Genomic DNA, 22,708 nt, shown 5'->3' on the forward strand with positions numbered 1-22,708 from the left:
GTGTGGAATGAGCGGAGCTGTCATGACGGCCGCCGCCGGGCTGGCCGGAGCGTCCGGTTGGACCCAGGCGGGGGTCGCGCTGGCAGGCGTCGGAGCCGGGCTGATCAACACCGTGGTCGGCTCGGGGACGCTGATCACGTTCCCGGTGCTGCTCGCGGCGGGTCTGCCGCCGGTGACGGCCAACGTGTCCAACACGCTGGGCCTGGTGCCGGGCTCGGTGAGCGGCGTGCTCGGCTACCGGCGGGAGCTGACGGGCCTCGCGCCGCTGCTGCGCAGGCTCGGCGTCGCCGCGCTCGCGGGCGGCCTGACGGGTGCGGTGCTGCTGCTGGCGCTGCCCGCCAAGGCGTTCGAGGCGGCGGTGCCGGTGCTGATCGCCGCCGCACTGGCGCTGGTCCTGGCGCAGCCGCTGCTGGCCAAGCGCCTCGCCGCGCGCGCCGAGACCCGCCCGCGGCCGGAGTACGGCGGGCGGGCGCTGCTGGTGGGCGTCTACCTGTGCGGCATCTACGGCGGTTACTTCGGCGCGGCCCAGGGCGTCCTGCTGCTCGGGCTGATGGGCGTGCTGCTCGATCTGGAACTGCAGCGGATCAACGCCGTGAAGAACGTGCTGGCGCTCGCGGTCAACGGGATCGCGGCGGTCCTCTTCCTCGTCGACGGTCCGATCGACTGGCGTGCGGCGCTGCTGATCGCGGCGGGGTCGGTCGTCGGCGGTCAGGTCGGCGCGCTGGTCGGCCGGCGCCTGCCCGCACCGGTGCTGCGCGGCGTGATCGTCGCGGTGGGCGTGGTGGCGATCATCCGCGTCGCGCTGGGGTAGTCGGCTCCGGGGTGGCCGCTACTCCTCGACGGGCCCGGCGAGGGACCAGCCGGGCACCTGGTAGTGGGGGGTCACCGAGCCCCGGCGGAGTTCCTCGCCGCAGGCGCGGCAGCAGATCCGCGCCGAGACGTCCGCGCCGCAGTCGTGCTCCCAGACCAGCGGCGGGGTCTGCGCCAGGTGCCGGTCGCCCCACTCCTTGAGCAGCAGCAGCACGGGCTGCAACTCCCGTCCGGCCTTGGTCGGGAGGTACTCGTAGCGGACGGGACGGTCCTGGTAGGGGACCTTCTCCAGCACGCCCGCCTCGACCAGCTTGCGCAGCCGGGCGGTCAGGATGTCGCGCGGGGCGCCGGTGTTGCGGGCGATGGCGTCGAAGCGCCGCACCCCGAAGAGCGTCTCGCGGAGCACCAGCAGCGCGTACTTGTCGCCGACGACGCCGAGGGCGTCGGCGATGGAGCAGGGGCGCGGCTGCGGCTTCGACGCGGTCATGGGGGAAGCCTACGCCCGACAGGGTTTGATTTTCCTACTCACCGACCTATAGTGAATCCAGATTTCCTACTGACTGGTAATCCACGGGCCTGGAGGCCGCCATGAGGGATGCAGTGATCGTCGAGGCCGTGCGCACGCCGATCGGCAAGGGCAAGCAGGGCGGCGCCCTGTCGTCCGTCCACCCCGTCGAACTGCTCGCGCACACCCTGCGCACGCTGGTCGAGCGCACCGGCATCGATCCGGCCCTGGTGGACGACGTCGTCGGCGGCACCGTCGACCAGGTCGGCGAGCAGGCGATGAACACCACGCGCTACGCCTGGCTCTCCGCAGGCTTCCCCGAGTCCGTCCCGGCGACGACGGTCGACCGGCAGTGCGGGTCGTCGCAGCAGGCCGTGCACTTCGCCGCGCAGGGAGTCATCGCGGGCGCCTACGACCTCGTGATCGCCTGCGGCGTCGAGTCGATGAGCCGCGTCCCGATGTGGTCCAACGTGCCGCCGGGCGCGGACCCCTTCGGGCCCGGCGTCGCCGCGCGTTACCCCGAGGGCCTCGTGCCGCAGGGCATCAGCGCCGAACTGATCGCCGCCCACTGGAAGCTGGACCGCGAGGCGATGGACGCGTTCGCCGCCGACTCGCACGCCAAGGCCGCGCGCGCCTGGGAGGCAGGCCTCTTCGACGCCGAGACGGCGCCGGTCACGACGCCGTCGGGCGCGCTCGTCACCCGGGACGAGAGCGTGCGCCCGACGACCACGCCCGAGATCCTGGCCGGCTTGCGGCCCGCCTTCGCGGACGAGGGCTTCGCGGCCCGTTTCCCGCAGATCGACTGGTCCGTCACCGCGGGCAACAGCAGTCCGACCAACGACGGCGCGGCGGCCGTCCTGATCACCAGCAGCGAGACCGCCGCACGGCTGGGCCTGCGGCCGCTCGCCCGCCTCCACAGCTTCGCCGTCACCGGCTCCGACCCGATCATGATGCTGACCGGCGTCATCCCGGCCACCGAGCGGGTGCTGCGCCGGGCCGGGCTCGGCCTCGACGACATCGACCTCTTCGAGGTCAACGAGGCGTTCGCCAGCGTCCCGCTCGCCTGGCTCGCCGAGACGGGCGCGGACCCGGCCCGCCTCAACGTCCACGGCGGCGCGATCGCCCTCGGCCACCCGCTCGGCGCGAGCGGCGCCCGCCTGATGACGACGCTCGTCCACGCGATGCGGGAGCGCGGAGCGCGCTACGCCCTGCAGACGATGTGCGAGGCGGGCGGCCTCGCCAACGCGACCGTGCTGGAACGGATCTGACGGTCCCCGTCAGGCGGGGCGCGAGGCCCCGTCGGGCGGACCTTCCGCACCAGCCCGGGCGGTCGGCGCGCGCGATCACGAGGCGGCGACCGCCCTCGTGCCGGGGCCGTACGCGGGTGGTTCGCCGGCGCAGCCCGGGGCCACCCCCGGCTCCAGGCCGGGGGTGTGCGTGCCGGGCGTGCCGGGCCCGGAAGGTTCCGCCGGACGGGGCCTAGCTCGACGGGATCAAGGAGGACGTCCCCAGGCCCGTCGGTCCCGGCGGGAACCACGCGACGCCCGTCCCGTGACCGTAGCGCGCGAGCAGCTCGCGCTCCGGGTAGCGCCTGGTCTGCTCGTGCCAGTGGAAGACGCCCGCGATCCACCGCTCCAGGTCCCGCAGCCAGCCGGCGACGCCCGCCCGCGCCTCGGCGTCGAGGTGCAGATCGTCGAGGACGACGGGGAGTTGCTCCGTCACGACGTGGTGGAGCTCGCGCAGGCGGGATTCCATGAGGTCCGTGACGATGCCGACCGCCGTCGGACGGTCGCAGTCGAAGAAGGACTGCACCACCAGGACGGCGTTGTGCAGCTCGCCCTCGAACTCGATCTCCTTCTGGTACGACCACAGGTCGTTCAGCAGGCAGCAGTAGTCGCTCGCCGCCGTCTCGATCGCACGGGCCGCGCCCGTCTCGAAGAACGCGCCCGGGACCTCGCCGTGGCGGGCGAAGCGCCCGAGCGAGATCGTCAGCTGCGAGCCGAACGTGTCGCGGCGCATCTCGACGTAGTCGACGGGGTCGGGGATGCGGTGGAGAGCGTGGTTGTCCAGCTCCCAGAGCCAGCCGGCGAGCATGGCGTCCACCGCGTCGCGCAGGCCGCGCAGCCCTTCGGGCGGCAGCGCGACGCTGGTGCGCTGCCACAGGTCCGCGAGGGCGCGTTCGACCGGCGTGACCGGCTCGTCCGCGGTTTCGCCCGCCTCGACGGGCATCAGGCCGCGCAGGCGGGAGTTGGCGAGCCGGGCGGCGGCGGGGCCGGCGTGGCCGTAGGCGAGCGGGTAGTAGTCGTCGGCGTAGGTGCCCCAGGCGAGCCAGTCGGCGGCGAGGGTGAGGGCCTCCTCGTCGCCCTCGGGGAGGATCCCGGCAGCGCAGAGCGGGAAGTCGAAACCGGTGAGCAGCCGTTCGTCCCAGACGCCCTCGTCAAGCAGGCCCATGGCGGCCGCCCAGGCCTTCGAGTGCCTGCGGGCGCCGTCCAGACGCGGGTTCAGGGTCAGCGGGAACGGCGACGCGGCCACCGGGACCTGCGAGGGCCCCACCTTCTGGTGCGGGACGTGGGTGAAGTTGCGTACCCGCTTCAGCCCCAGACGGTTCGTCAGTGACGTGATGCCGGCGGCGGAAAGGCCGAGGCCGGTCGGGCCGGGCCGCCATCCGCCGTTCCACCCGCCGCTCCAACCACCCTCCAGCGCGCCTTCGTTCATATAACGGGAGGACCGCAGGTGCCACTCGTGGCCGCCCGACTGCCAGTCCTGGAGGCCCTTGGCGTAGGCGAGGACGGCCGCGCACCCGACCGGGTCCAGCGTCTCCTCGGCGAAGAGGACCGGGAGTTCGGTGACCACGGTGTGCTCGAACTGCTGCATCCGGGAGGTGAGCAGGTCGCCCACGGCGTCGGCCGCCTCCTGGGTGGAGCAGCCCAGGAAGTGCTCCAGCACCAGGACGCCGTTGCTGAGTTCGCCCTCGTCCTCGACCTCGCGCTGGTAGGAGAAGAGGTCGTTGCGCAGGTGGACCGCGTCGGCGAAGGTGTCGCGCAGCACCCGCAGCGGTCGGCTCGCTGCGACGCGCGCCGGCACCTCGGCGCGGTTGGCGAACTCGATCAGCCCGGCGGACCACGGCGCGCCGCCGACCTTGCGGCGCATCTCGATGTACTCGACGGGGTTGGCGACGCGTCCCGCGTGGATGTTGGAGAGCTCCCAGAGCGACTCGTTGAGCAGGTTCCGGGTGCTCTCGGCGAAGCGGGCCCGCCAGGCGGGGGAGAGGTGCGGGACGGTCCGCAGCCACAGGTTCGCCAGCCCGGCCTCGACGGGGTTGGTCGGATCGGGCATGGGCGTGGTCGGGTCCAGCGGCATGAACGCCGGCAGCCGGTCGAGGTACGCCTTGGCGCCCTCGCGGTCCTGGGTGCGCTTGAACAGCTCCAGGAAGTGGTCGTCGAAGAAGAAGACCCAGGTGTACCAGTCGGTGACGGTGTCCAGGTCCTCGGCGGTGGCGTCGGGGTGGGTGTACGAGCAGAGCAGCGCGTAGTCGTGGGCGTCGAGGTCGCGCTCCTCCCAGACGCCCGAGCCCTCCAGCATGCCCAGGGAGCGCGCCCACGCCTTGGTGTGCGCGCGGGCCCGTTCCAGGTGCGGATTCATTCTGGCCGGGTGGACGACGTAGAACTCGGGCAGCCGGAAGGGCTGTTGGGGCGTCGCGGTGGACGCGGCAGGCGTGGCTGAGGTCACCCGTGGGGCCTACCCCGCCGGAAAAACGGTCATCCAGGGTCGGAAGTAGTCATATCGTCCTACTTCACGGAGTCCGCCGCGCGGCGCGCCCGCAGCGCCCGCACCCGTCCGCGACTCGCACACGCCGGGGACGGGCACCAACGACGCCGCCCCGTGGGGTCGCTGAAGAGGCCGAGGCAGTCCTGTTCCGGGCAGGTCCGCAGGGTCAGCCGCTCGGGGCCGGTCAGGTGGTCGACGGCCTGCCGCGCGACCCGCGCCAGCGCGGCGGCGGTGGTGGGCGGCGCGGCGCGCAGCATCCGCCCGCCGTCCTCGCCGCTCTCCTCGTCGTCCCCGTGGAGCAGCCGGATCGGGTCGTCGTGCTCCCGCAGGAACCGCGCCAGCTCCCGCATCGCCGCGCCCGGCACGTACTGGTGGGTGACCTGCGCCCAGGCGATGGCCCGGATCGGCTTGCGCAGCCCCTGGGCCAGCCGGACGTCGTCCTCGGTCACGGGCTTCACCGGGGTGAGCTCGTGCAGGGCGAGCCAGCGGGCCAGCCGCTCGGCTGTCGCGATCCGCTCGACCGGCGTGGCGGTCGGGAGGCGGCCCTGGGTCGCCAGCAGGTTGAGCCACGTCGCCCCGCAGTCGAGGCGGAAGGCGAGGTCGTCGTCGGACATGCGCGAATCGTAACGGGTGAGGCGTTACGCGTGCTACGGTCCTGCCATCGGTAACGGCTCAGCCGTTACGGCAGAACTCGGGGAGGCAGACGGATGCAGGACCGGTTCACCCGTGCGACGCTCGACCGGGACGCGGGATACGCGCTGCTTGACGAGGTGCAGGACGCCGCGACACAACAGGCCGCGCTGCCGGCGCTGGAGGGGCTGGCGCCGGGCTTCGCCGACTGGGTGGTCACCGCCCTCTTCGGCGGCACCTACCAGCGCGAGGGGCTCTCGCTGCGGGACCGTCAGCTGCTCAACCTCGCCGCGCTGACCGCATTGGGCGGCGTCGAACCCCAGCTGACCGGGCACGTGCGGAGCAGCCTGCGGATCGGCGTCAGCCGGGAGGAGATCGTCGAGAGCATGGTGCACCTGGCGCCGTACGTCGGCGTCCCGAAGGCTCTGGCGGGCCTGCGCGCGGTGGGCGCCGCGTTCGCGTCGGTGGACGGGGAGGGCGTGTGAAGTCCGTCGTCCGGACCGTGCTGGGGGACGTGGATCCGGACGTGCTGGGCCGGGTCGACGCGCACGACCACCTGTTCCTCCGCTCGCGGCAGCTGCCCGGCCAGGAGTTGGACGACGCCTCGGCGGCGCGGACGGAGCTGGCGGAGTTCGCCCGCCTCGGCGGCGCGACGGTGGTCCAGTGGACCCCCTACGGCCTGGGGCGCCGGGCGGCTGAACTGCCGTTTCTGGCACGGGAGACGGGCGTCCACCTGATCGCCGCGACGGGGCTGCACCAGGCCCGCCACTACGCCGACGACGTGCTCGCGGCGGTCGCCGGACCCCGCCTCGCGGAGGTGTTCGTCCGCGAGCTGACGCAGGGGATCACCGGCGCCCCCGGCGTCCGTGCGGGGCTCGTCAAGGTGGCGGGCGGCTACCACGGCCTCGACCCCCACGCCCGCTGGACCATGACCGCGGCGGCGGAGGCCCACCGCGCGACCGGGGCGACCGTCGGCGTCCACCTGGAGCACGGCAGCTCAGGGCTCGAGGTGGCCCAGTTGCTCTGCGGGGAGCTGGGCGTCGCGCCGGAGTCGGTGATCCTCGGCCACCTGAACCGGTTCCCCGACGACCGTGCCCTGCGCGAACTGGCGGCGACGGGCTGCTTTCTGGGCTTCGAGGGGCCGTCGCGCGCCCATCACGCCACGGACTGGCGGCTGTTCGACGCGCTGGCGGCGCTGATCGACGCGGGGCATGCGGACCGGCTCCTCCTCGGTGGCGACACGGTCGTCGCCTCGGCCCGCGCCACGACGGGCGAGGGCCCGGGGCTTCCCTACCTCCCCCGGGTCCTCTGGCCGCGCCTGGCGCGGGAGTTCGGCCGGGAGGGCGAGACGGCGGTCACGGTGGCCAATCCCGCCAGGGCACTGGTGCTCTGACGGGCCCTGGACATGCGAGGGGTGCGGAGCAGAGCCCCGCGCCCCTGAGAGCCTGTCGCGACTACAGCTTGGCGATGGCGGCGTCCAGACGGGCCAGGACGCGCTCGCGGCCCAGCGCCTCCAGGGACTCGAACAGCGGGAGGCCCACCGTGCGGCCGGTGATCGCGACGCGGACCGGGGCCTGCGCCTTGCCCAGCTTGAGGCCGTGCTGCTCGCCGACCGCCAGCAGCGTCTCCTTCAGCGGCTCGGCCGCCCACGGAGCGGTCTCGAACGCGGCGCGCGCGTCGCGCAGGATCGCGTCCGCGCCCGGCTTCATCGCCTTGGACCAGGACGCCTCGTCCTCCACCGGCTGGTCGAGGAAGAGGAAGTCGACGTTGGCCGTGATCTCCGACAGGACCGCGAGACGGGTCTGCGCCAACGGCGCGACCGTCTCGAACAGTGCCTGGTCGAACTGCTCCGGGGCCCAGTTGGCGTAGGGGGCCGTCAGGTACGGCGCGCAGGCCGCGAGGAACCGCTCGGGCGACAGCGCGCGGATGTACTCGCCGTTGAAGGCCGTCAGCTTCTTGATGTCGAAGAAGGCCGGCGAGGTGTTGACGTCCTCGATCCGGAAGCGGCGGACCAGCTCGTCGAAGGGAAGGATCTCCTCGTCCTCGCCCGGCGACCAGCCCAGCAGCATCAGGTAGTTGACCATCGCCTCCGGCAGGAAGCCCTCGGTCAGGTAGTCCTCGAGCGCGACCTTGTCGCGGCGCTTGGAGAGCTTCTGGCGCTTCTCGTTGACGATCACCGAGAGGTGCGCCCAGACCGGCGGGGTCGCCCCCAGCGCCTCCCAGAGCAGCTGCTGCTTGGGGGTGTTCGACAGGTGCTCCTCGCCGCGGATCACCTCGGTGATGCTCTCGTCGAGGTCGTCGACGACATTGGCCAGCAGGAAGACGGCGGAGCCGTCGCCGCGGGCGATGACGAAGTCCTCGATGGCCTTGTTCGGGAAGACGGTGTCGCCGCGGACCACGTCCTTGACGAGGGTCTCGCCCTCGTCGGGCGTGCGGAAGCGCAGCGCGCGGCCCTCGGCGTACTCAAGGCCCCGGTCGCGGCAGAAGCCGTCGTAGCCGAGGTGCTCGGAGCCGGTGCGGGCGGTCAGCTGCTCGCGGGTGCAGTCGCAGTAGTAGGCGTGGCCGGCGGCCTTCAGCTGCGCGGCGGCCTCGCGGTGGCGCTCGGCGTTGTGCGACTGGAAGTACGGGCCCTCGAAGGTCGGGTCGTCCTGGTGGATGCCGATCGCCGCGAGCGCGTTGATGATGCCGTCGGTCCACTCGGGCTTGTTCCGCGCGGCGTCGGTGTCCTCGACGCGCAGCACGAAGACACCGCCGGACTGTCGCGCCACGGCCCAGTTGTACAGCGCGGAGCGGGCACCGCCGACGTGGAACATGCCGGTGGGCGAGGGGGCGAAGCGGACACGGACCGGGGTGGCTGCAGACATGGGCCAAGCCTATCCGCCACCGGGCCCGGACCCTTCCCCTTATCCGTGCGGCACGACGCGCCGCCCGCCGCGCGGCTGTGACGCGTCGCACACCGCTCCAAGATCGAACGAGCCCTGGCTCTCTGTTCGCCGACGTATCGTCGGACGCATTCGTCCGCGCATCAGCCCAGGGGGGCTCCTGATGTCCGCTCGCAAGGTCCGCTCCGCCGCCCGCTCCGCCGCCGCGGCCGTCGCAGCCTCCGCGCTGCTCGGGTCCGCCGCACTGGCCTTCCCAGGGGTGGCCGCCGCGGCGACGCCCGCCAAGCCGCCGCTCCAGCTCTCGGTCACCCCGACCGCGCCGGGCACGGCCCTGAACCCGGGCGGCGCCGTCCGGACCGAGATCGTCACCGTCACCAACACCACGGGGACGTCCCAGCCGTTCACGACCGAGCTGGCGGGGATCACCCAGGGGGCGGTCAACCTGCGGTCGGGCGAGCTCACGGCCTCGGTGACCGCGCTCGGCCGGACCCCCACGACGATCAGCAGCTTCAAGGCGCAGACGCCCGGCTACGTCGGCCTCTTCGTTCCCAAGGGGTCGAAGACGGGAGTCTTCACGGTGCCGGCCCACGCGACCTTCACCTGGAAGGTGTCCGTCGCGGCGACCAAGGCCTGGCCGCTGAACGACGGGGGGCTCCGCTTCATCGTCGGCGTCAACGAGGGCTCCCGCTACCCCGTCCAGGACAAGCAGGTCGACTTCATCCTCGCGCAGCGGGCCGACGGCCCGATGGTCGAGAGCCTGCGGGGCGACGCGAGCCTGTCCCCGAGCCGTCCCGCCTACGCGACGGTGACGCTCACCAACCGCACCGGCGCGGACCTTCGGCAGACCTGGTCGATCCTCCCGGACCTCGGGCGACCGCAGGGCGCCGAGCTCGCCCTCGACGTCTGGGTCGGCTCCGCCGCCCAGGGCCACTGGCAGAGCACGGGCGGCCGCGACCTGGTCGTGAACGGTCTGCGCGCCTCGGCCTCCGCGACCTTCAAGCTGCGTGTCCGCGTGGTCGCCTACACCGCGAAGACGCCGGTCGTCTTCACGCAGCTGACGCTGATCAACTGGGACGGCGTCGTCACCCCGTCCGACCCGTTCCTCGGGCTGACGGTCCGCCGCGCCTGAGCCCCAGGTGCCGCAGCTTGTCGGGGTTCATCAGGGCGTAGACCCGGGAGATCCGGCCGGCTGAGTCCCAGTCGAAGACGTACACCACCTCGCGCGCCGGCGTTCGGATGACGATCGCCGGCGCGTGGTTGTAGCGGGCGTGGGTGATCTCGGTGCCGGCGTAGAAGCGCTCGAAGACCGCCGCGAACAGCCGGGACGCCTTCGCCGCGCCGTGGATCGGGTGGCGTCCGGCGCGGGCCGCGCCGCCGCCGTCGGTGGTGACCACGACGTCCTCGCGCAACAGGGCCTGGAGCCGGTCCATGTCGCCGCCGCGGGCGGCGGCGAGGAAGGCGTCGACGAGGGGACGGGCGTCGGCCTGCCCCTCGGCCTGCCCGGCAGTCCGGCCGTCGGCCCGCGCCGCGGCCCACGGCGCGCGTCCGTCCGCGGCCACGCGTCGGCGGGCGCGGCTGAGCAGTTGACGGCAGGATCCCTCGGTCCGTTCGAGAGCCCCGGCGATCTCCTCGTACGGCAGGCCGAACGCCTCGCGCAGCACGAAGACCGCCCGCTCCGCCGGGCTGAGCCGCTCCAGGAGCAGCAGCACGCCGAGGGAGGCGGTCTCGCGCAGCGCCAGGCTCTCGGCGGGGTCGGCGAACTCGGCCGCCCCCGCCGTGCCCTCCGTGGGCAGCGGCTCCGGGAGCCACGGGCCGACGTAGACCTCGCGGCGGACGGCCGCCGACCGCAGCCGGTCGAGGGCCAGCCGGGTGGTGACCGTGGTGAGGAAGGCGGCCGGGTTGGCGATCCCGTCGCGGTCGGCGGCGCTCCAGCGCAGCCACGCGTCCTGTACCACGTCCTCGGCCTCGGTCACCTGGCCGAGCAGGCGGTAGGCGAGCGCGAGCAGCATGCGCCGGTGGCCGAGGAACAGCTCCTCGGCCGAGGCGGCCGCCGGGTTCGCGCAGGCGCCGGTCAGGCGCGCTCCTTCACGTGCGGCCGCGTCGCGACTCCGAGCCGGTTCCACGCGTTGATCGTAACGATCGCGACCAGCAGCTGGACGAGTTCCTTCTCGTCGAAGCGCGCCGCCGCCTCGTTCCACACGGCGTCCGGGACGCCGTGCTCGCCGAGCTGGGTGACCGCGTCGGTCAGCGCGAGCGCGGCCTGCTCCCGCTCGGTGAACAGGTGCCGTGCCTCCTCCCAGGCGGAGACGGTGACCAGCCGCTGCACCGACTCGCCGTGCGCGAGGGCGTCGTGGGCGTGCATGTCGAGGCAGAAGGCGCAGCCGTTGAGTCCGGAGGCGCGCATCCGGACCAGCTCGCGCAGCGTCGGGTCGAGCGCGCCGCCGCCGGTCTCCTCCAGCGCCAGCATGGCCCGGTACGCCTCGGGGGAGACGCGTGCCCAGGAGAGGCGCGGCTGGTCGGCGTGCTCGGTCGTGGCGGTCATGTCGGGTCCTCCTCGCGGGTGACGCGCCCGGCGGGCGCGTTCACCCTCCCGACGAGGCAGGCGGCCCGGTTGTGACGGGCGCTCGTGTGAGCGCCGTCACAGACCTGTTGGCCGCGGTCACGGCGAGGGCGTCGGCCCCATCAGGTGCTGGCTGAACCAGCTGATCGGGCCGGTGCCCATGGCGGGGACGTACGTGTAGGCGTTGTGCCGTCCGCCCTGGATGACGTTGACGATGGTGTGGATCGGACCCTTGTTGCCGAACTGCTTGAGGTAGCCAGTGACCGCGCCGATCTCGCCCGAGCCCTCCCGGGTGCCGTACTGGAAGGCGATGTAGACGTCGGGGCCGCCGTGCGCGATCAGCTGCTTGGACAGCAGCACCGGGTTGTTCGCCGCCTGCTCCTTGGGGTGGCCCTTCCAGAACGGGGAGTCCGGCACGATGTCCGGGCCGGACACCAGCGCGGCCTTGAACCGGTCCGGGTACTGGAGCACCGCCTTGAGGCCCACGAAGCCGCCGCTGGAGGAGCCCATGAAGCCCCAGCCGTCGCGGGACTTGAAGGTCCGGAAGTTCTGCCGCATCAGGTCCGGGATGTCGTCCGTCAGCCAGGTGCCCATCTTGGGCTGGCCGGGGATGTCGCTGCCGTCCCAGTAGTGGTCGTGGACGTCGGGGCCGGGGTTGAGGACGGGCATGACGACCAGGAACGGCAGGCTCTTGCCCTGCTGGGACCACTCGGTGATGCTCTGCTCCAGCTTGAGGCCGGGGTCCTTCCAGTAGTTGTCGTTGTATCCCGGCCCGCCGGGCAGGGCGATCATCACCGGGAAGCCGCTGTGCGCGTACTTCGGGTCGCTGTACTGCTTCGGCGCCCAGACCCAGACCTTCCCGGTGTAGCCGGACTTCGGGCCGTGGTAGGTGATCACGCCGATATGGGTGCCGTCGTCGAGGGTGTGCTCGACCCGCCACGGGGCCTCCGGGCCCGTCGGCAGCTCGGTCAGCGCGTCGGCCCCGACGACCTTTCCGTCCCCGCCGCCGTCGCGACCGCCGCCTCCGCCGTGCGGGGCCGGGGTGTCGAAGGACAGCGGCTGGCCCTTCTGGCTGAACGGCGGGATCTCGTAGTGCTTCATCACCGGGATCGCCACGCCCACGACCGCGGCCAGGCAGGCCACGACCGCCGTCCAGATCAATGCGCGCCGCCGCCGCGGCCGCCGTCGCGGCCGCCGGGCCGGGACGGTCTCCTCGGGGTGGGGGGAGGGCTGGGTCATGGCGCTGCTCCGGCTGGATCGGCCCTGGTCGGTCAGAGCGTGAGGGCACAGGAAAGGAAGCGATCACAGGGTGATCTGATACGGCCCTTATGACGGCCAAACCAGGCTAATCGGTTCCCATACGTTCGAATTTTTGGTTCGGGTGCGTCCCGATGGCTTTCGGGTTCGCGGTATGCCTCGGGAGTATCTGTGACGTCGTCAGATACCCGCATTCTGGCGGGTCCCCGACTCCAGTCGGCTGAAAGGCCGTCAGTTGCGGGCGTTCGAGTGACGTTGACCACCCTTCGGTTCGGCGGCTAGAGTCTCGACATCAAGCTTCTTGATATCGAGATAAACGGGGGATCGAGGGTGATGCGGGAGAAGCGGCAGGACGGGCTCTGGGCGCAGCTGCGCCGGCCGCCGGGCGGGCGCGACGCGCGCACCATGCTGCTGGCGCAGTTCGTGGACCGGACCGGCACCGGCGTCTGGGCGGCGTCCGCGGTCCTCTACTTCACCTTCGTCTCCCGCCTGGACGCCCGTCAGATCGGCCTGCTCCTGGGCGTCGCCGGGATCGCGGGCATCGCCGGTTCGCCGCTCGCGGGCTGGCTGGCCGGGCGCTTCCCGGCCCGCGCGCTGCTGATCGGCAGTCACCTGCTGCGTCTGGCGGCGGTCGTCGGCCTGGTCCTGGGCCACGGGATCGCCGTGCTGCTCCCCGTCGTGGCCGTCACCGCCCTCGGCGAGCGCGGGGCGAAGATGCTGGAGATGCTCTTCGCCACCCGGGTCGCCGGCGAGCGCCGGTCCGGCTACCAGGCTCTCGCCAGGACCACGGCGAACGCGGGCTGCGCCGTCGGCGCGGGCATCGCCGCCCTCGGCCTCGCCGTCGGCACCGACTCCGCGTACCGGGCTCTCGCCCTGGGCAACGGCCTCTCCTACCTGCTGGCTGCGGCGCTGGTCTGGCGCACCGCCGCGCCGGGCCCGGCGCGCACGCCGACGGCGCCGGTCGCGTGCTCGGCCACCGAGGGCGCGAGCGCAGCCGTGCCCTCAGCCGTGCCCTCCGCCGTGCCCGCGCCCGTTCCGGTCCCGGGGGCCGACGCGCCGCGCAGCCCCTGGCGGGACCGGGGCTACCTGCTCTTCGTGCTCCGCGACATCCCGCTCTGCCTCGACGACTCGCTGCTCAACGTCGGGCTGCCGCTCTGGCTGGTCGGTCACACCACCGCGCCGCACGCGCTCGTGCCCGCGTTCCTCGCGATCAACACCGTGCTCGTGGTGCTCCTGCAACTGCGCTTCTCCGCCGCCGCGGAGGGCCCGCGCGGAGCGGTGCGCTCGGTGCTCCTCTACGGCGCGGCCCTGCTGCTGACCTGCGTGCTCCTCGCCGCCACGACGGGCGGCGGGGCGCTCGGCGCGTCGCTCGCGCTGCTCGCGGCGGCGGTCCTGGTGACGATCGCGGAACTGCTCCGCTCGGTCAGTTCCTGGGAGCTGTCCGTGCTGCTCGCGCCCGAGCGCTCGCGGGCCGCCTACCTCGGCGTCGCGGGCATGTCGCAGGCGATCCAGAAGTCGGCGGGCCCGCCGCTGCTCACGGGCGCGGTCATGGCCGCGGGCCCGGTCGGCTGGCTGGTCATGGGCGGCGCGGTCGCCGCGAACGCCGTCGTCCAGAACCGTGCCTGCGCCCGCCGCCTCGCCACGACGGCCGCCGCCCCGAGGGTGGACCGCGCCGACGTCACCCCTGTGCCCGCCCCGCCGGAGTCCGTCGGGGCGGGGGGCCCTCCCGACGGCTCGGCGCGGCGTTCCTGAGCAGGCCGGTCAGGGTCAGCACCCAGGCGGCCACGGCGATCCACAGCAGGATCCGACCCGGCGTCCGCAGCCAGAGGACCGTCGTGGCCGTGCCGGCCGAGAGCGTAGCCCCCGCCGTCATACCCATCGGGAAGGCCCTCGCCCAGCGCCGCACCTCGTCGCGGTGCCGGGGCTGGCGGCGTGGAGCGATGCCGGGGCGGTATGTCTCCACGTCCAGGGGGCCGCTCGCGGAGGCCGACCGGGCGGTCGGCCGGCCCGGTCAACCCAGCGGGACGTCCTTCTCGCGGAGCGCCTCCAGGACCGGGCCGTACATGCGCTCCTTGATGGTGCCGACGGTCGGGCCCGCCTTCGCCGCGTGCGGGCGGGCCAGCTCGATCGCGGCGGTGCGCAGGCCCGCCTCGTCGGCGGTCGCGTCCACGATCCCGGCGCTCAGCGCGTCGACGCCGCCGAAGCGGTGGGCGGTGACCATGGCCGTGTGCGCGGTCCGCGGGGCGAGCCGGGACTGGATCAGCGCGGACATGCCGTGGGTGAAGGGGATGTTGATCTCGGCCTCCGGCAGGCACCAGAAGCCGCGGTCCGCGCGCATGATCCGCAGGTCGTGGGTGAGGGAGAGCATCGCCCCGGCGGCGAAGGTGTGCCCCTGGAGCGCGGCGACGGTGACGAAGGGGAGCGTCAGCACGCGGGCGAACAGCGCCTGCACCGTCTCCACATAGGAGCCGGCCTGGTCGGCGTGGGCGAAGAGCCAGTCGAGGTCGAGGCCGTTCGAGAAGAACTTCCCCGTCGCGGCGGTGACCAGCGCCTTCGGCCCCTCCGTCTGCTCGACCTCGTCGAGCAGCGCGGCGACGGCAGTCAGCCAGTCCGGGTGGAAGCGGTTCTCGCCGTCTCCGATGTCGAGGACGAAGACCTCGCCGTCACGGTCGAGGGTGGGGGCGTGCTGCGGTGCGGTCATCAGGGGGCTCCTCGGGGTCCGTCGCGGTGGTGGCCCAGCATTTGCTACCGGCGAGTAACTTCTGCGTCCATCGTACCGACGGACCGCGGTCGTGTCCCGGACTTCCGTTCGATCGGAGGGTGTCGGCCGGCAGCCGTCCGCGGCAGCGAGAATGTCCGCGTGGACAACGCCGTGGACTACCAGGAACTGCTCGCCGCCTCGATGACCGCGGCCCTGCGCACCGCCGGGACCGGCCGGGTCGCCGACTACATCCCCGCGCTCGCACGCGAGGACGGGCACGCGTTCGGCATGGCCCTGGCCACCGTCGAGGGCGAGGTGTTCGGCGTCGGCGACTGGGGGCGGCCGTTCTCCATCCAGAGCATCTCCAAGCTGCTCACGCTGATACTCGCCCTCGCCGAGGGCGGCGAGGCGGAGCTGTGGCCCCGCGTCGGCCGCGAGCCCTCGGGCAACCCGTTCAACTCGCTGATCCAGCTGGAGACCGAACACGGCATCCCGCGCAACCCGTTCATCAACGCGGGCGCGATCGTCGTCACCGACCGCCTGCACAGCCTGACGGACGGCCACGCGGCGGACATGGTCCTCGACTTCCTGCGTGCGGAGTCCGGCAACCACTCGCTGCGGACCGACCCGGAGGTCGCCGCGTCCGAGGCCGAGCACGGTCACCGCAACGCGGCGCTCGCCCACTTCATCGCCAGCCACGGCAACCTGGTCAACGACGTCGACACGGTCCTGGCCGAGTACTACGCGCACTGCGCGATCGCCGCCTCCTGCGACGACCTCGCCCGCGCCGGTCTCGTGCTGGCCCGCCACGGCCTGCGCGCCGACGGCACACGGCTGCTCACCCGCAGCGAGGCCAAGCGCATCAACGCCATCCTCCTCACCTGCGGCACCTACGACGCGGCCGGCGACTTCGCCTACCGCGTCGGCCTCCCCGGCAAGTCCGGCGTCGGCGGCGGCATCCTCGCCGTCCTCCCCGGCCGCGCCGCCGTCTGCGCCTGGGGCCCCGCCCTCGACCCCGCCGGCAACTCCGTCGCGGCGGTCGCCGCGCTCGACGCCCTCACGACGCTCTCGGGGTGGTCGGTGTTCTGAGACGTGCCGGGGCACGGCCTCGCGCTGTCAGTGCCGGGGGATAGCTTCCGGTCATGGGTGTCTATCTGGTGAGCGTCGACGCGGACGAGTGGTTCGGTGCCGAGGAGGACGGCTTCGGGGAGCTCGCTGCCGCGCTCGACGCCGCGCTGGTCCAGCGCGGGCTGCCGCCGTTCGACTCGCTTCCCGGGGAGGCGGAGTTCGTGCGCGGCTCCGGGCTGAGCTTCGAGGAGAAGCTGTCCGCGCCGATGGAGGGCTTCGCCGCGCTGTGCGAGGAGCACCTCGCCGAGGCCGAGGCGGAGACGCTGTGCGGATGGACGGTGCTGGTGCCGTTCTCCCTGGACGGTGAGCTGCGACTTCCGGTGCCGTCCGCCTACTTCGACGAGACCGTCGTGGTCGGCGCGCCGCAGGCGCTGGCCCTGGCCGAACGCCTCGCGGCGCTGCTGGAACTGCCGCTCGACGAGATACCCGCGACGTCGGACAATCTCGAGCTGACGCTGTGGTTCCGGAGCGACGGGCCGGCGCCGGAGGCGGCCGCCCGGCGGCCGGGCCGGTGGGCGGCGGATCTCGACACGGCCTTCCATGTCGCCCTCCACCTGCGCGCCGCACAGCACTCGATCCGCCGCAACTGCCCGCTCACCTACTGCTGAACCCCCTCACGTGAACACCGTCACGTGAACCCCGTCACGGCCGCGGGATGTTGCGCAGGTTGCTGCGGGCCAGGTCGATCATCTTGCCGACGCCGCCGTCCAGCACGGTGCGCCCGGCGGCGAGGGCGAAGCCCTTGAGCTGGGCGGCGGTGATGGTCGGCGGGAGGGAGAGGGCGTTCGGGTCGGTGACGACGTCGACGACGGCCGGGCCGGGGGCGGCCAGGGCCTCGGCCAGGCCCGCGCCGACGTCCGTCGGCTTGGTGACACGCACGCCGTGGACGCCGCAGGCGCGGGCGATGGCGGCGTAGTCGACGTCGCCGTTGTCGATCTCGTACTCCGGGTACCCGCTGACCATCATCTCCAGCTTGATCATCCCGAGAGCGCCGTTGTTGAAGACCACGACCTTCACCGGCGCCCGCTTCGCGTACTTCCTCAGCGTCAGCAGCTCGCCCATCAGCATGCCGAGCCCGCCGTCGCCCGCGAGCGCCACCACCTGGCGGTCCGGGTGGGCCAGCTGTGCGCCGATCGCGTGCGGCAGCGCGTTCGCCATCGAGCCGTGCAGGAAGGACCCGATGACGCGGCGTCGGCCGTTCGGGGTGAGGTAGCGCGCGGCCCAGACGTTGTTCATGCCCGTGTCGACGGTGAAGATCGCGTCGTCCGAGGCCACGTCGTCGAGGACGGCGGCGACGTACTCAGGGTGGATCGGGGTGTGGTGCTCGATGTTCTTCGTGTACGCGCCGACCACCCGCTCCAGCGCCGCGCCGTGGCGGCGGAGCATGTCGTCCAGGAACGACCGGTCCTGGCGCGGCTTCAACAGCGGCTGCACGGCGCGCAGCGTGGCCGCCACGTCGCCGTGGACGGCCAGGTCCAGCGGCGTGCGCCGCCCGAAGCGGGTCGGGTCGTGGTCGATCTGGACGGTGTGGCGGCCCGGCAGGAACGAGTCATAGGGGAAGTCGGTGCCGAGCAGCAGCACCAGATCCGCCTCGTGCAGCGCGTCGTGGCAGGCGCCGTAGCCGAGCAGGCCGCTCATGCCCACGTCGTAGGGGTTGTCGAACTGGATCCACTCCTTGCCGCGCAGGGAGTGGCCGATCGGCGCCCGGATCGTCTGCGCCAGGCGCATCACCTCCGCGTGCGCCCCGCGCACGCCCGCGCCCGCGAACAGCACCGGCTTCCGCGCCGCGTTGACCGCCTCGGCCAACGCCTCCACCTGGGCCTGGGCCGGAACGGGCGTGGCCCGCTGGTCCGGCTGCAGGAACGCGCTCACGCCCGTCGGTCGGGCCGCGGGCAGCGCGGCCACGTCGCCCGGGAAGGCCACGACCGACACCCCGCCGGCCCCGAGCGCGTGCTGCACCGCCGTGCGCAGCACGCGCGGCATCTGGCCTGGCGTGCTGACCATCTCGCAGTAGCCCGAGCAGTCCACGAAGACCCGCTCCGGGTGGGTCTCCTGGAAGAAGTCCGTGCCGATCTGCGTGGACGGGATGTGCGAGGCGAGGCCCAGCACCGGCACCCGCGAGCGGTGGGCGTCGTACAGGCCCTGGATCAGGTGCGTGTTCCCCGGCCCGCACGAGCCGGCGCAGACGGCCAGCCGACCCGTCGTCTCCGCCTCCGCGGCGGCGGCGAACGCCCCGGCCTCCTCGTTGCGGACGTGGATCCACTCGATCGCGCCCTCGCTGCGGCGGATCGCGTCGACGACGGGGTTCAGGCTGTCCCCGACCACCCCGTAGACGCGCCGTACGCCGGCCTGGCGCAGGACGGTGATCATCTGCTCGGCGACCGTGCGGTCGGCCATGGGCTCCGCTCCCTCCGCTGGGCTCCGGCTGACGCTTCCCGTCCGATCCTGCCCGCTCCCCACCGGCCCCGCGACCGGCCCCGCGCCGTATTTCGCGCGCGCGTCGCGCCCGGACGGGGTGATACTCCGGATCATGGACCACTCCGCCCGCACCTTCGACGACCTCATCGCCGAGGCCGACTCCGTCTCCGTGGCCGGCTGGGACTTCTCCTGGCTCGACGGCCGCGCGACCGAGGAGCGGCCCCCGTGGGGCTACCAACGTCTGCTCGGCGAGCGCCTGCGCGGCGCGCGGGCGGCGCTCGACGTCCAGACCGGCGGCGGCGAGGTCCTCGCCGGAGCGACCGACGCCTATCCGCCGACCATGGCGGCCACCGAGTCGTGGCCTCCGAACCAGGCCAAGGCCACCGCCCTGCTCCATCCGCGCGGCGTCCTGGTCGTCGCCACCCCGGACGAACGCGCGCTCCCCTTCGCCGACGGCGCCTTCGACCTGGTCACCTCCCGCCACCCGGCCTCCACTCCGTGGGACGAGATCTCCCGCGTGCTGCGCCCCGGCGGCACCTACCTCGCCCAGCACGTCGGCCCGGCGACCTCGCTGGAGCTCACCGAGTACTTCCTCGGCCCCTGGCCCACCTCGGGCGAGGACCGCCACCCCGACGTCGAGACCGCCGAGGCCCGCGCAGCCGGCCTCGACGTCGTCGACCTCCGCCCCGCGCGCCTGCGCATGGAGTTCCACGACGTCGGCGCGGTCGTCTACTTCCTGCGCAAGGTGCTGTGGACCGTCCCCGACTTCTCCGTGGACAGGTACCGCGACCGCCTCCGCGAGATGGACGCACAGATCCGCCGCGACGGCCTCTTCCTCGCCCACTCCACCCGCCACCTGTTCGAGGCGCGGAAGGGCTGAAGGCACCAAGGCATGAAACGGCCGGAGGCCCTGTCGATGTGGATCGACAGGGCCTCCGGCCTTTGCGAAGTCGGGGTGGCGGGATTTGAACCCACGGCCTCTTCGTCCCGAACGAAGCGCGCTACCAAGCTGCGCTACACCCCGGTGCAACGAAACGTAACTCTACCGGACCCGGCGGGCTGCTTCCGACGGGCGAAGCGGTCGGACACAGCAGTGTGGCCCGGCCTTCCTTGCGGAAGACCGGGCCACACTCGCGGTTTCACCAGTCGGGGTGGCGGGATTTGAACCCACGGCCTCTTCGTCCCGAACGAAGCGCGCTACCAAGCTGCGCTACACCCCGGTGCAACGAGCATTACTGTAGCGGACCACCTGCCCAGGCACGAAATCCGATTCCGCAGGGTGCGACGTGGAGCCACCGTCGTTCAGCGGTTGTTCGCGGGACCGTCCGATGCCTTCATGCCGTATCGGCATGACCAGGCTCCTAAGATGGACGCATGTCCGAGCTGCGCCGCCTGCGGTACTTCCTGGCCGTCGCCGAGGAACGGAACTTCACCCGTGCCGCGGAGCGGCTGCACATCGCCCAGCCGGCGCTGAGCCGGCAGGTGCGGGAGCTGGAGCGCGAGCTCGGCGTCGAGCTGCTGGTGCGCACGACGCACAAGGTCGAGCCGACGGAGGCCGGCCGGATGCTGCTGGAGCGCGGGCCCGCGCTCCTGGAGGCGGCGGACAGCCTGTGGCGCGGGGTCCGCGCCTTCGCGGACGGGCGGATGGGCAGCGTCAGCCTCGGCTACGGCATGAGCGCCGGCTACGAGACCGCGCCGCAGCTGCTGGTCGCGATGGGCGAGGAGGCCCCCGGCATCGAGGTCTCCGCGCGGGTGATGGCCTTCGCCGACATCGTCGACTCCGTCGCCGCCGGAACCCTGGACGTCGGCCTGGTGCGATCCGCCCTGCCGGAGGCGCTGCCCGACGACGTCGAGCTGACGCTGCTGCGCCGCGAACGCCAGGGCGTCGTGATCAGCAGCGAGCACCCGCTCGCCGCGAACGGCGCCGACTCGATCGACCCGGCCGCGCTGGACGGCCTCAAGCTGCTGCTGCACCCGCGCGCCCACAACCCCGGCCACTACGACGAGATCATGGAGATCTGCGCCCGCGCCGGCGCGCGTCCCGAGGTGCTCTACCGCGGCCTCGACTTCGACGCCTCCTACACCCCCGTCGCCTCCGGCGCGGCCGTCACGATGGTCGGCTACTCCGGCCGCATCGGTCTGCCGAGCGGGCTGCTCTGGCTCCCCGTGACGCCCGCGGCGTTCATCGAGGTCCATCTCGTCACGCGCAGCGAGAACAACTCACCCGCGGTCAAGCGGCTGCTGCGCGTCGCGGAGGAGACGTCCCGTCAGCACAACTGGCTGACGGGCGCGTTGGAGGAGCCGGTCGCCGGGGTCAGGAACCGGCGCGCGCTCGGTCTCGACGGAGCGGACATCGGCGCGATCGACGGGGCCTACGAGGTCTGATCCCCGCCGGTCCCGGTGGCCCAGGCCCGTCGCAGGCTCAGGCTCAGGCGCGGGCCCGGGGGCGCAGCGTGAGCAGGGTGGCCTCCGGGGGGCAGGCGAAGCGGACCGGGGTGTAGCGGTTGGTGCCGCAGCCCGCGGACACGTGCAGGAAGCTGCGGCGGCCCCCCGCCGCGTGCGTGGACAGGCCCTTGACCCGCTTGCGGTCGATGTCGCAGTTGGTGACCAGCGCGCCGTAGAACGGGACGCAGAGCTGACCGCCGTGGGTGTGGCCGGCCAGGATGAGCGGGTAGTCGTCCGCCGCGAAGGCGTCCAGGACGCGTAGGTAGGGGGCGTGGACGACGCCGAAGGAGACGTCGGCGTCCGGCGAGGGGCCGCCCGCGACCGCCGCGTAGCGGTCGCGTCGGATGTGCGGGTCGTCCAGCCCCGTCAGCTCCAGCTCCAGGTCGTTGACCTTGAGGGCGCCGCGCCGGTTGGTGAGGTCGAGCCAGCCCGCCGCGTCGAAGCCGTCGCGCAGCTCCGTCCACGGGTTGTGGATCGCGCCCTTGATGCCGCGGCGCGCGCTGCCGTCGGCGTTGTTCATGCCGTGGTTGCCGCTCAGCATCGCGGTCAGGTAGCGGGTCGGGCTCTTCGGCTGCGGGCCGTAGTAGTCGTTCGAGCCGAAGACGTACGCGCCGGGGAAGTCCAGCAGCGGGCCGAGCGCGTCCAGCGTCTGCGGCACCGCCTCCGGGTCGGACAGGTTGTCGCCGGTGTTGATCACCAGGTCGGGGCGGAGCGCGGCCAGGCCGCGCAGCCAGATCTGCTTCTTGCGCTGCCCGTTCACCATGTGGATGTCGGACACCTGGAGCACCCGCATGGGCTTCGCGCCCGGCGGCAGCACGGGGACCTCCACCCGGCGCAGCCGGAACGAGCGCACCTCGTACCCGGCGGCGTAGCCGACGCAGGCCGCGCCGACGGCGGCGGTGACTCCAAGGGCCTTGAGCGGAGCGGCGTATCGGGTGCGCATCCGTCCATGGTGGCAGACGCCGCAGAACAGCTGACACGACGGGGCGGCCACCGGCTGTTAATCCGGGCGGCAGGCCCGGAGCAGGTGTCAGACTTGCCCCATGACCACCACGCTCAAGCAGCAGCTCCAGGAGGACCTCACCGCCTCGATCCGGGCCCGTGACGACCTCCGGTCCGGCACGATCCGGCTCACCCTCGCCGCCATCACCAAGGAGGAGGTGGCCGGCAAGACCGCGCGCGAGCTCAGCGACGAGGAGGTGCTGCAGGTCATCACCCGTGAGGCGAAGAAGCGGCGGGAGGCCGCGGAGGCGTTCGAGCAGGGCGGTCGCACGGACTCCGCCGCGCGCGAGCGGGCCGAGGGCGAGCTGCTCGCCGGATACCTGCCGAAGCAGCTCAGCGACGAGGAGCTCACCGCGATCGTCACCGCGGCCGTCGCCGAGGCCGCCGCGTCCGGCGCCGAGGGGCCGCGCGCGATGGGCGCGGTCATGAAGATCGTCAACCCGAAGGTCAAGGGCCTCGCGGAGGGCGGCCGCGTCGCCGCGGCGGTCAAGCAGGCGCTGAACGGCTGAGGCCGGTCGGGTCGCGACGACTCGTGACCACGCGCGACGACTCGCGACGACGATTCGCCTCATGACGACGGCGGGGGTGCGAGGCTGGAAAGC

Annotated in this window: 21 protein-coding genes and 2 tRNA genes; 11 read left to right on the forward strand and 12 right to left on the reverse strand. The window is 73.0% G+C overall.

Annotated features, from left to right (window positions below; all coding sequences use genetic code 11):
- The first annotated feature begins 7 nt into the window (after positions 1–7).
- Positions 8–811, forward strand: coding sequence for a sulfite exporter TauE/SafE family protein (locus TR50_RS14615; RefSeq protein WP_439654218.1), 804 nt, complete (start codon positions 8–10; stop codon positions 809–811).
- Between the two features lie 18 nt (positions 812–829).
- Here the strand turns inward: TR50_RS14615 and TR50_RS14620 are convergent, their stop codons facing one another.
- Positions 830–1,297, reverse strand: coding sequence for a winged helix-turn-helix transcriptional regulator (locus tag TR50_RS14620; protein ID WP_042420535.1), 468 nt, complete (start codon positions 1,295–1,297; stop codon positions 830–832).
- Positions 1,298–1,398: 101 nt separating this feature from the next.
- Between TR50_RS14620 and TR50_RS14625 the strand changes: the two genes are divergently transcribed.
- Positions 1,399–2,583, forward strand: a complete 1,185-nt coding sequence (locus tag TR50_RS14625) for a thiolase family protein (RefSeq protein ID WP_042420536.1) — start codon at positions 1,399–1,401, stop codon at positions 2,581–2,583.
- Positions 2,584–2,794: 211 nt separating this feature from the next.
- Here the strand turns inward: TR50_RS14625 and TR50_RS14630 are convergent, their stop codons facing one another.
- Complete coding sequence (locus TR50_RS14630; protein WP_042420676.1) at positions 2,795–4,957, reverse strand: terpene synthase family protein; 2,163 nt, start codon at positions 4,955–4,957, stop codon at positions 2,795–2,797.
- Between the two features lie 146 nt (positions 4,958–5,103).
- Positions 5,104–5,697 carry a CGNR zinc finger domain-containing protein gene (locus tag TR50_RS14635; RefSeq protein ID WP_042420543.1) on the reverse strand — a complete coding sequence of 198 codons (594 nt, stop codon included), beginning with the start codon at positions 5,695–5,697 and terminating at the stop codon, positions 5,104–5,106.
- 93 nt (positions 5,698–5,790) lie between these two features.
- Between TR50_RS14635 and TR50_RS14640 the strand changes: the two genes are divergently transcribed.
- Complete coding sequence (locus TR50_RS14640) at positions 5,791–6,198, forward strand: carboxymuconolactone decarboxylase family protein (protein ID WP_052440995.1); 408 nt, start codon at positions 5,791–5,793, stop codon at positions 6,196–6,198.
- On the forward strand, positions 6,195–7,106 hold the full coding sequence (locus TR50_RS14645) for a phosphotriesterase family protein (RefSeq protein ID WP_042420544.1): 912 nt from the start codon (positions 6,195–6,197) through the stop codon (positions 7,104–7,106). The genes TR50_RS14640 and TR50_RS14645 overlap by 4 nt, the downstream gene beginning before the upstream one ends.
- Positions 7,107–7,167: 61 nt before the next feature.
- Here the strand turns inward: TR50_RS14645 and gltX are convergent, their stop codons facing one another.
- A complete protein-coding gene (gltX, locus tag TR50_RS14650; RefSeq protein ID WP_236654424.1) occupies positions 7,168–8,526 on the reverse strand; it encodes a glutamate--tRNA ligase in 1,359 nt (452 codons plus the stop codon).
- A 232-nt stretch (positions 8,527–8,758) separates the two neighbouring features.
- On the opposite strand from gltX, the gene TR50_RS14655 reads away from it, so the two are divergent.
- Positions 8,759–9,724: a hypothetical protein gene (locus tag TR50_RS14655; protein ID WP_042420546.1), complete on the forward strand. Its 966-nt coding sequence runs from the start codon at positions 8,759–8,761 to the stop codon at positions 9,722–9,724.
- Here TR50_RS14655 and sigJ read toward each other — a convergent pair.
- The 3 genes from sigJ to TR50_RS14670 form a co-directional block, all read right to left on the reverse strand.
- Positions 9,678–10,718 (reverse strand): RNA polymerase sigma factor SigJ, encoded by a 1,041-nt coding sequence (gene sigJ, locus TR50_RS14660; protein WP_052440996.1) that lies wholly within the window; start codon positions 10,716–10,718, stop codon positions 9,678–9,680. The genes TR50_RS14655 and sigJ overlap by 47 nt on opposite strands.
- Positions 10,667–11,137, reverse strand: a complete 471-nt coding sequence (locus TR50_RS14665) for a carboxymuconolactone decarboxylase family protein (protein ID WP_042420548.1) — start codon at positions 11,135–11,137, stop codon at positions 10,667–10,669. Before TR50_RS14665 ends, sigJ begins: the two co-directional genes overlap by 52 nt.
- A 117-nt stretch (positions 11,138–11,254) precedes the next feature.
- Positions 11,255–12,394, reverse strand: coding sequence for an alpha/beta hydrolase (locus TR50_RS14670; protein WP_084700276.1), 1,140 nt, complete (start codon positions 12,392–12,394; stop codon positions 11,255–11,257).
- A 351-nt stretch (positions 12,395–12,745) separates the two neighbouring features.
- Here TR50_RS14670 and TR50_RS14675 point away from each other — a divergent pair, with 351 nt between their 5' ends.
- A complete protein-coding gene (locus TR50_RS14675) occupies positions 12,746–14,164 on the forward strand; it encodes an MFS transporter (protein WP_063775064.1) in 1,419 nt (472 codons plus the stop codon).
- Between the two features lie 259 nt (positions 14,165–14,423).
- Here the strand turns inward: TR50_RS14675 and TR50_RS14680 are convergent, their stop codons facing one another.
- A complete protein-coding gene (locus tag TR50_RS14680; RefSeq protein WP_042420550.1) occupies positions 14,424–15,113 on the reverse strand; it encodes an enoyl-CoA hydratase-related protein in 690 nt (229 codons plus the stop codon).
- 159 nt (positions 15,114–15,272) lie between these two features.
- On the opposite strand from TR50_RS14680, the gene TR50_RS14685 reads away from it, so the two are divergent.
- A complete protein-coding gene (locus TR50_RS14685; RefSeq protein WP_084700278.1) occupies positions 15,273–16,202 on the forward strand; it encodes a glutaminase in 930 nt (309 codons plus the stop codon).
- Between the two features lie 53 nt (positions 16,203–16,255).
- A complete protein-coding gene (locus TR50_RS14690; RefSeq protein ID WP_042420552.1) occupies positions 16,256–16,849 on the forward strand; it encodes a hypothetical protein in 594 nt (197 codons plus the stop codon).
- A 34-nt stretch (positions 16,850–16,883) separates the two neighbouring features.
- Here TR50_RS14690 and TR50_RS14695 read toward each other — a convergent pair whose 3' ends face one another.
- Complete coding sequence (locus TR50_RS14695; protein ID WP_042420553.1) at positions 16,884–18,638, reverse strand: pyruvate dehydrogenase; 1,755 nt, start codon at positions 18,636–18,638, stop codon at positions 16,884–16,886.
- Positions 18,639–18,771: 133 nt separating this feature from the next.
- Here TR50_RS14695 and TR50_RS14700 point away from each other — a divergent pair, with 133 nt between their 5' ends.
- Complete coding sequence (locus tag TR50_RS14700) at positions 18,772–19,539, forward strand: methyltransferase domain-containing protein (RefSeq protein ID WP_042420687.1); 768 nt, start codon at positions 18,772–18,774, stop codon at positions 19,537–19,539.
- 70 nt (positions 19,540–19,609) lie between these two features.
- Here the strand turns inward: TR50_RS14700 and TR50_RS14705 are convergent.
- Together TR50_RS14705 and TR50_RS14710 are read right to left on the reverse strand one after the other, a co-directional pair.
- Positions 19,610–19,683: transfer RNA gene (locus tag TR50_RS14705), tRNA-Pro, on the reverse strand.
- A gap of 122 nt (positions 19,684–19,805) precedes the next feature.
- Positions 19,806–19,879, reverse strand: a tRNA-Pro gene (locus TR50_RS14710).
- Positions 19,880–20,033: 154 nt separating this feature from the next.
- Here TR50_RS14710 and TR50_RS42535 point away from each other — a divergent pair.
- Positions 20,034–21,044, forward strand: coding sequence for a LysR family transcriptional regulator (locus TR50_RS42535; RefSeq protein WP_063775065.1), 1,011 nt, complete (start codon positions 20,034–20,036; stop codon positions 21,042–21,044).
- A 43-nt stretch (positions 21,045–21,087) separates the two neighbouring features.
- On the opposite strand, the gene TR50_RS14720 is transcribed toward TR50_RS42535, so the two are convergent.
- Positions 21,088–22,047, reverse strand: coding sequence for a metallophosphoesterase (locus TR50_RS14720; RefSeq protein ID WP_042420555.1), 960 nt, complete (start codon positions 22,045–22,047; stop codon positions 21,088–21,090).
- 100 nt (positions 22,048–22,147) lie between these two features.
- Between TR50_RS14720 and TR50_RS14725 the strand changes: the two genes are divergently transcribed.
- On the forward strand, positions 22,148–22,615 hold the full coding sequence (locus TR50_RS14725; RefSeq protein WP_042420558.1) for a GatB/YqeY domain-containing protein: 468 nt from the start codon (positions 22,148–22,150) through the stop codon (positions 22,613–22,615).
- The last annotated feature ends 93 nt before the right edge of the window (positions 22,616–22,708 follow it).

The organism is Streptacidiphilus anmyonensis, from assembly GCF_000787855.1.
GTDB lineage: Bacteria > Actinomycetota > Actinomycetes > Streptomycetales > Streptomycetaceae > Streptacidiphilus > Streptacidiphilus anmyonensis.

Coding starts and splice junctions, on each gene's coding strand:
- TR50_RS14615 (WP_439654218.1), top strand. CDS start 8: ATGAGCGGAGCTGTCATGACGGCCGCCGCCGGGCTGGCCGGAGCGTCC.
- TR50_RS14620 (WP_042420535.1), bottom strand. CDS start 1,297: ATGACCGCGTCGAAGCCGCAGCCGCGCCCCTGCTCCATCGCCGACGCC.
- TR50_RS14625 (WP_042420536.1), top strand. CDS start 1,399: ATGAGGGATGCAGTGATCGTCGAGGCCGTGCGCACGCCGATCGGCAAG.
- TR50_RS14630 (WP_042420676.1), bottom strand. CDS start 4,957: ATGAATCCGCACCTGGAACGGGCCCGCGCGCACACCAAGGCGTGGGCG.
- TR50_RS14635 (WP_042420543.1), bottom strand. CDS start 5,697: ATGTCCGACGACGACCTCGCCTTCCGCCTCGACTGCGGGGCGACGTGG.
- TR50_RS14640 (WP_052440995.1), top strand. CDS start 5,791: ATGCAGGACCGGTTCACCCGTGCGACGCTCGACCGGGACGCGGGATAC.
- gltX (WP_236654424.1), bottom strand. CDS start 8,526: ATGTTCCACGTCGGCGGTGCCCGCTCCGCGCTGTACAACTGGGCCGTG.
- TR50_RS14655 (WP_042420546.1), top strand. CDS start 8,759: ATGTCCGCTCGCAAGGTCCGCTCCGCCGCCCGCTCCGCCGCCGCGGCC.
- TR50_RS14665 (WP_042420548.1), bottom strand. CDS start 11,137: ATGACCGCCACGACCGAGCACGCCGACCAGCCGCGCCTCTCCTGGGCA.
- TR50_RS14670 (WP_084700276.1), bottom strand. CDS start 12,394: ATGACCCAGCCCTCCCCCCACCCCGAGGAGACCGTCCCGGCCCGGCGG.
- TR50_RS14675 (WP_063775064.1), top strand. CDS start 12,746: ATGCGGGAGAAGCGGCAGGACGGGCTCTGGGCGCAGCTGCGCCGGCCG.
- TR50_RS14680 (WP_042420550.1), bottom strand. CDS start 15,113: ATGACCGCACCGCAGCACGCCCCCACCCTCGACCGTGACGGCGAGGTC.
- TR50_RS14690 (WP_042420552.1), top strand. CDS start 16,256: ATGGGTGTCTATCTGGTGAGCGTCGACGCGGACGAGTGGTTCGGTGCC.
- TR50_RS14695 (WP_042420553.1), bottom strand. CDS start 18,638: ATGGCCGACCGCACGGTCGCCGAGCAGATGATCACCGTCCTGCGCCAG.
- TR50_RS14700 (WP_042420687.1), top strand. CDS start 18,772: ATGGACCACTCCGCCCGCACCTTCGACGACCTCATCGCCGAGGCCGAC.
- TR50_RS42535 (WP_063775065.1), top strand. CDS start 20,034: ATGTCCGAGCTGCGCCGCCTGCGGTACTTCCTGGCCGTCGCCGAGGAA.
- TR50_RS14720 (WP_042420555.1), bottom strand. CDS start 22,047: ATGCGCACCCGATACGCCGCTCCGCTCAAGGCCCTTGGAGTCACCGCC.
- TR50_RS14725 (WP_042420558.1), top strand. CDS start 22,148: ATGACCACCACGCTCAAGCAGCAGCTCCAGGAGGACCTCACCGCCTCG.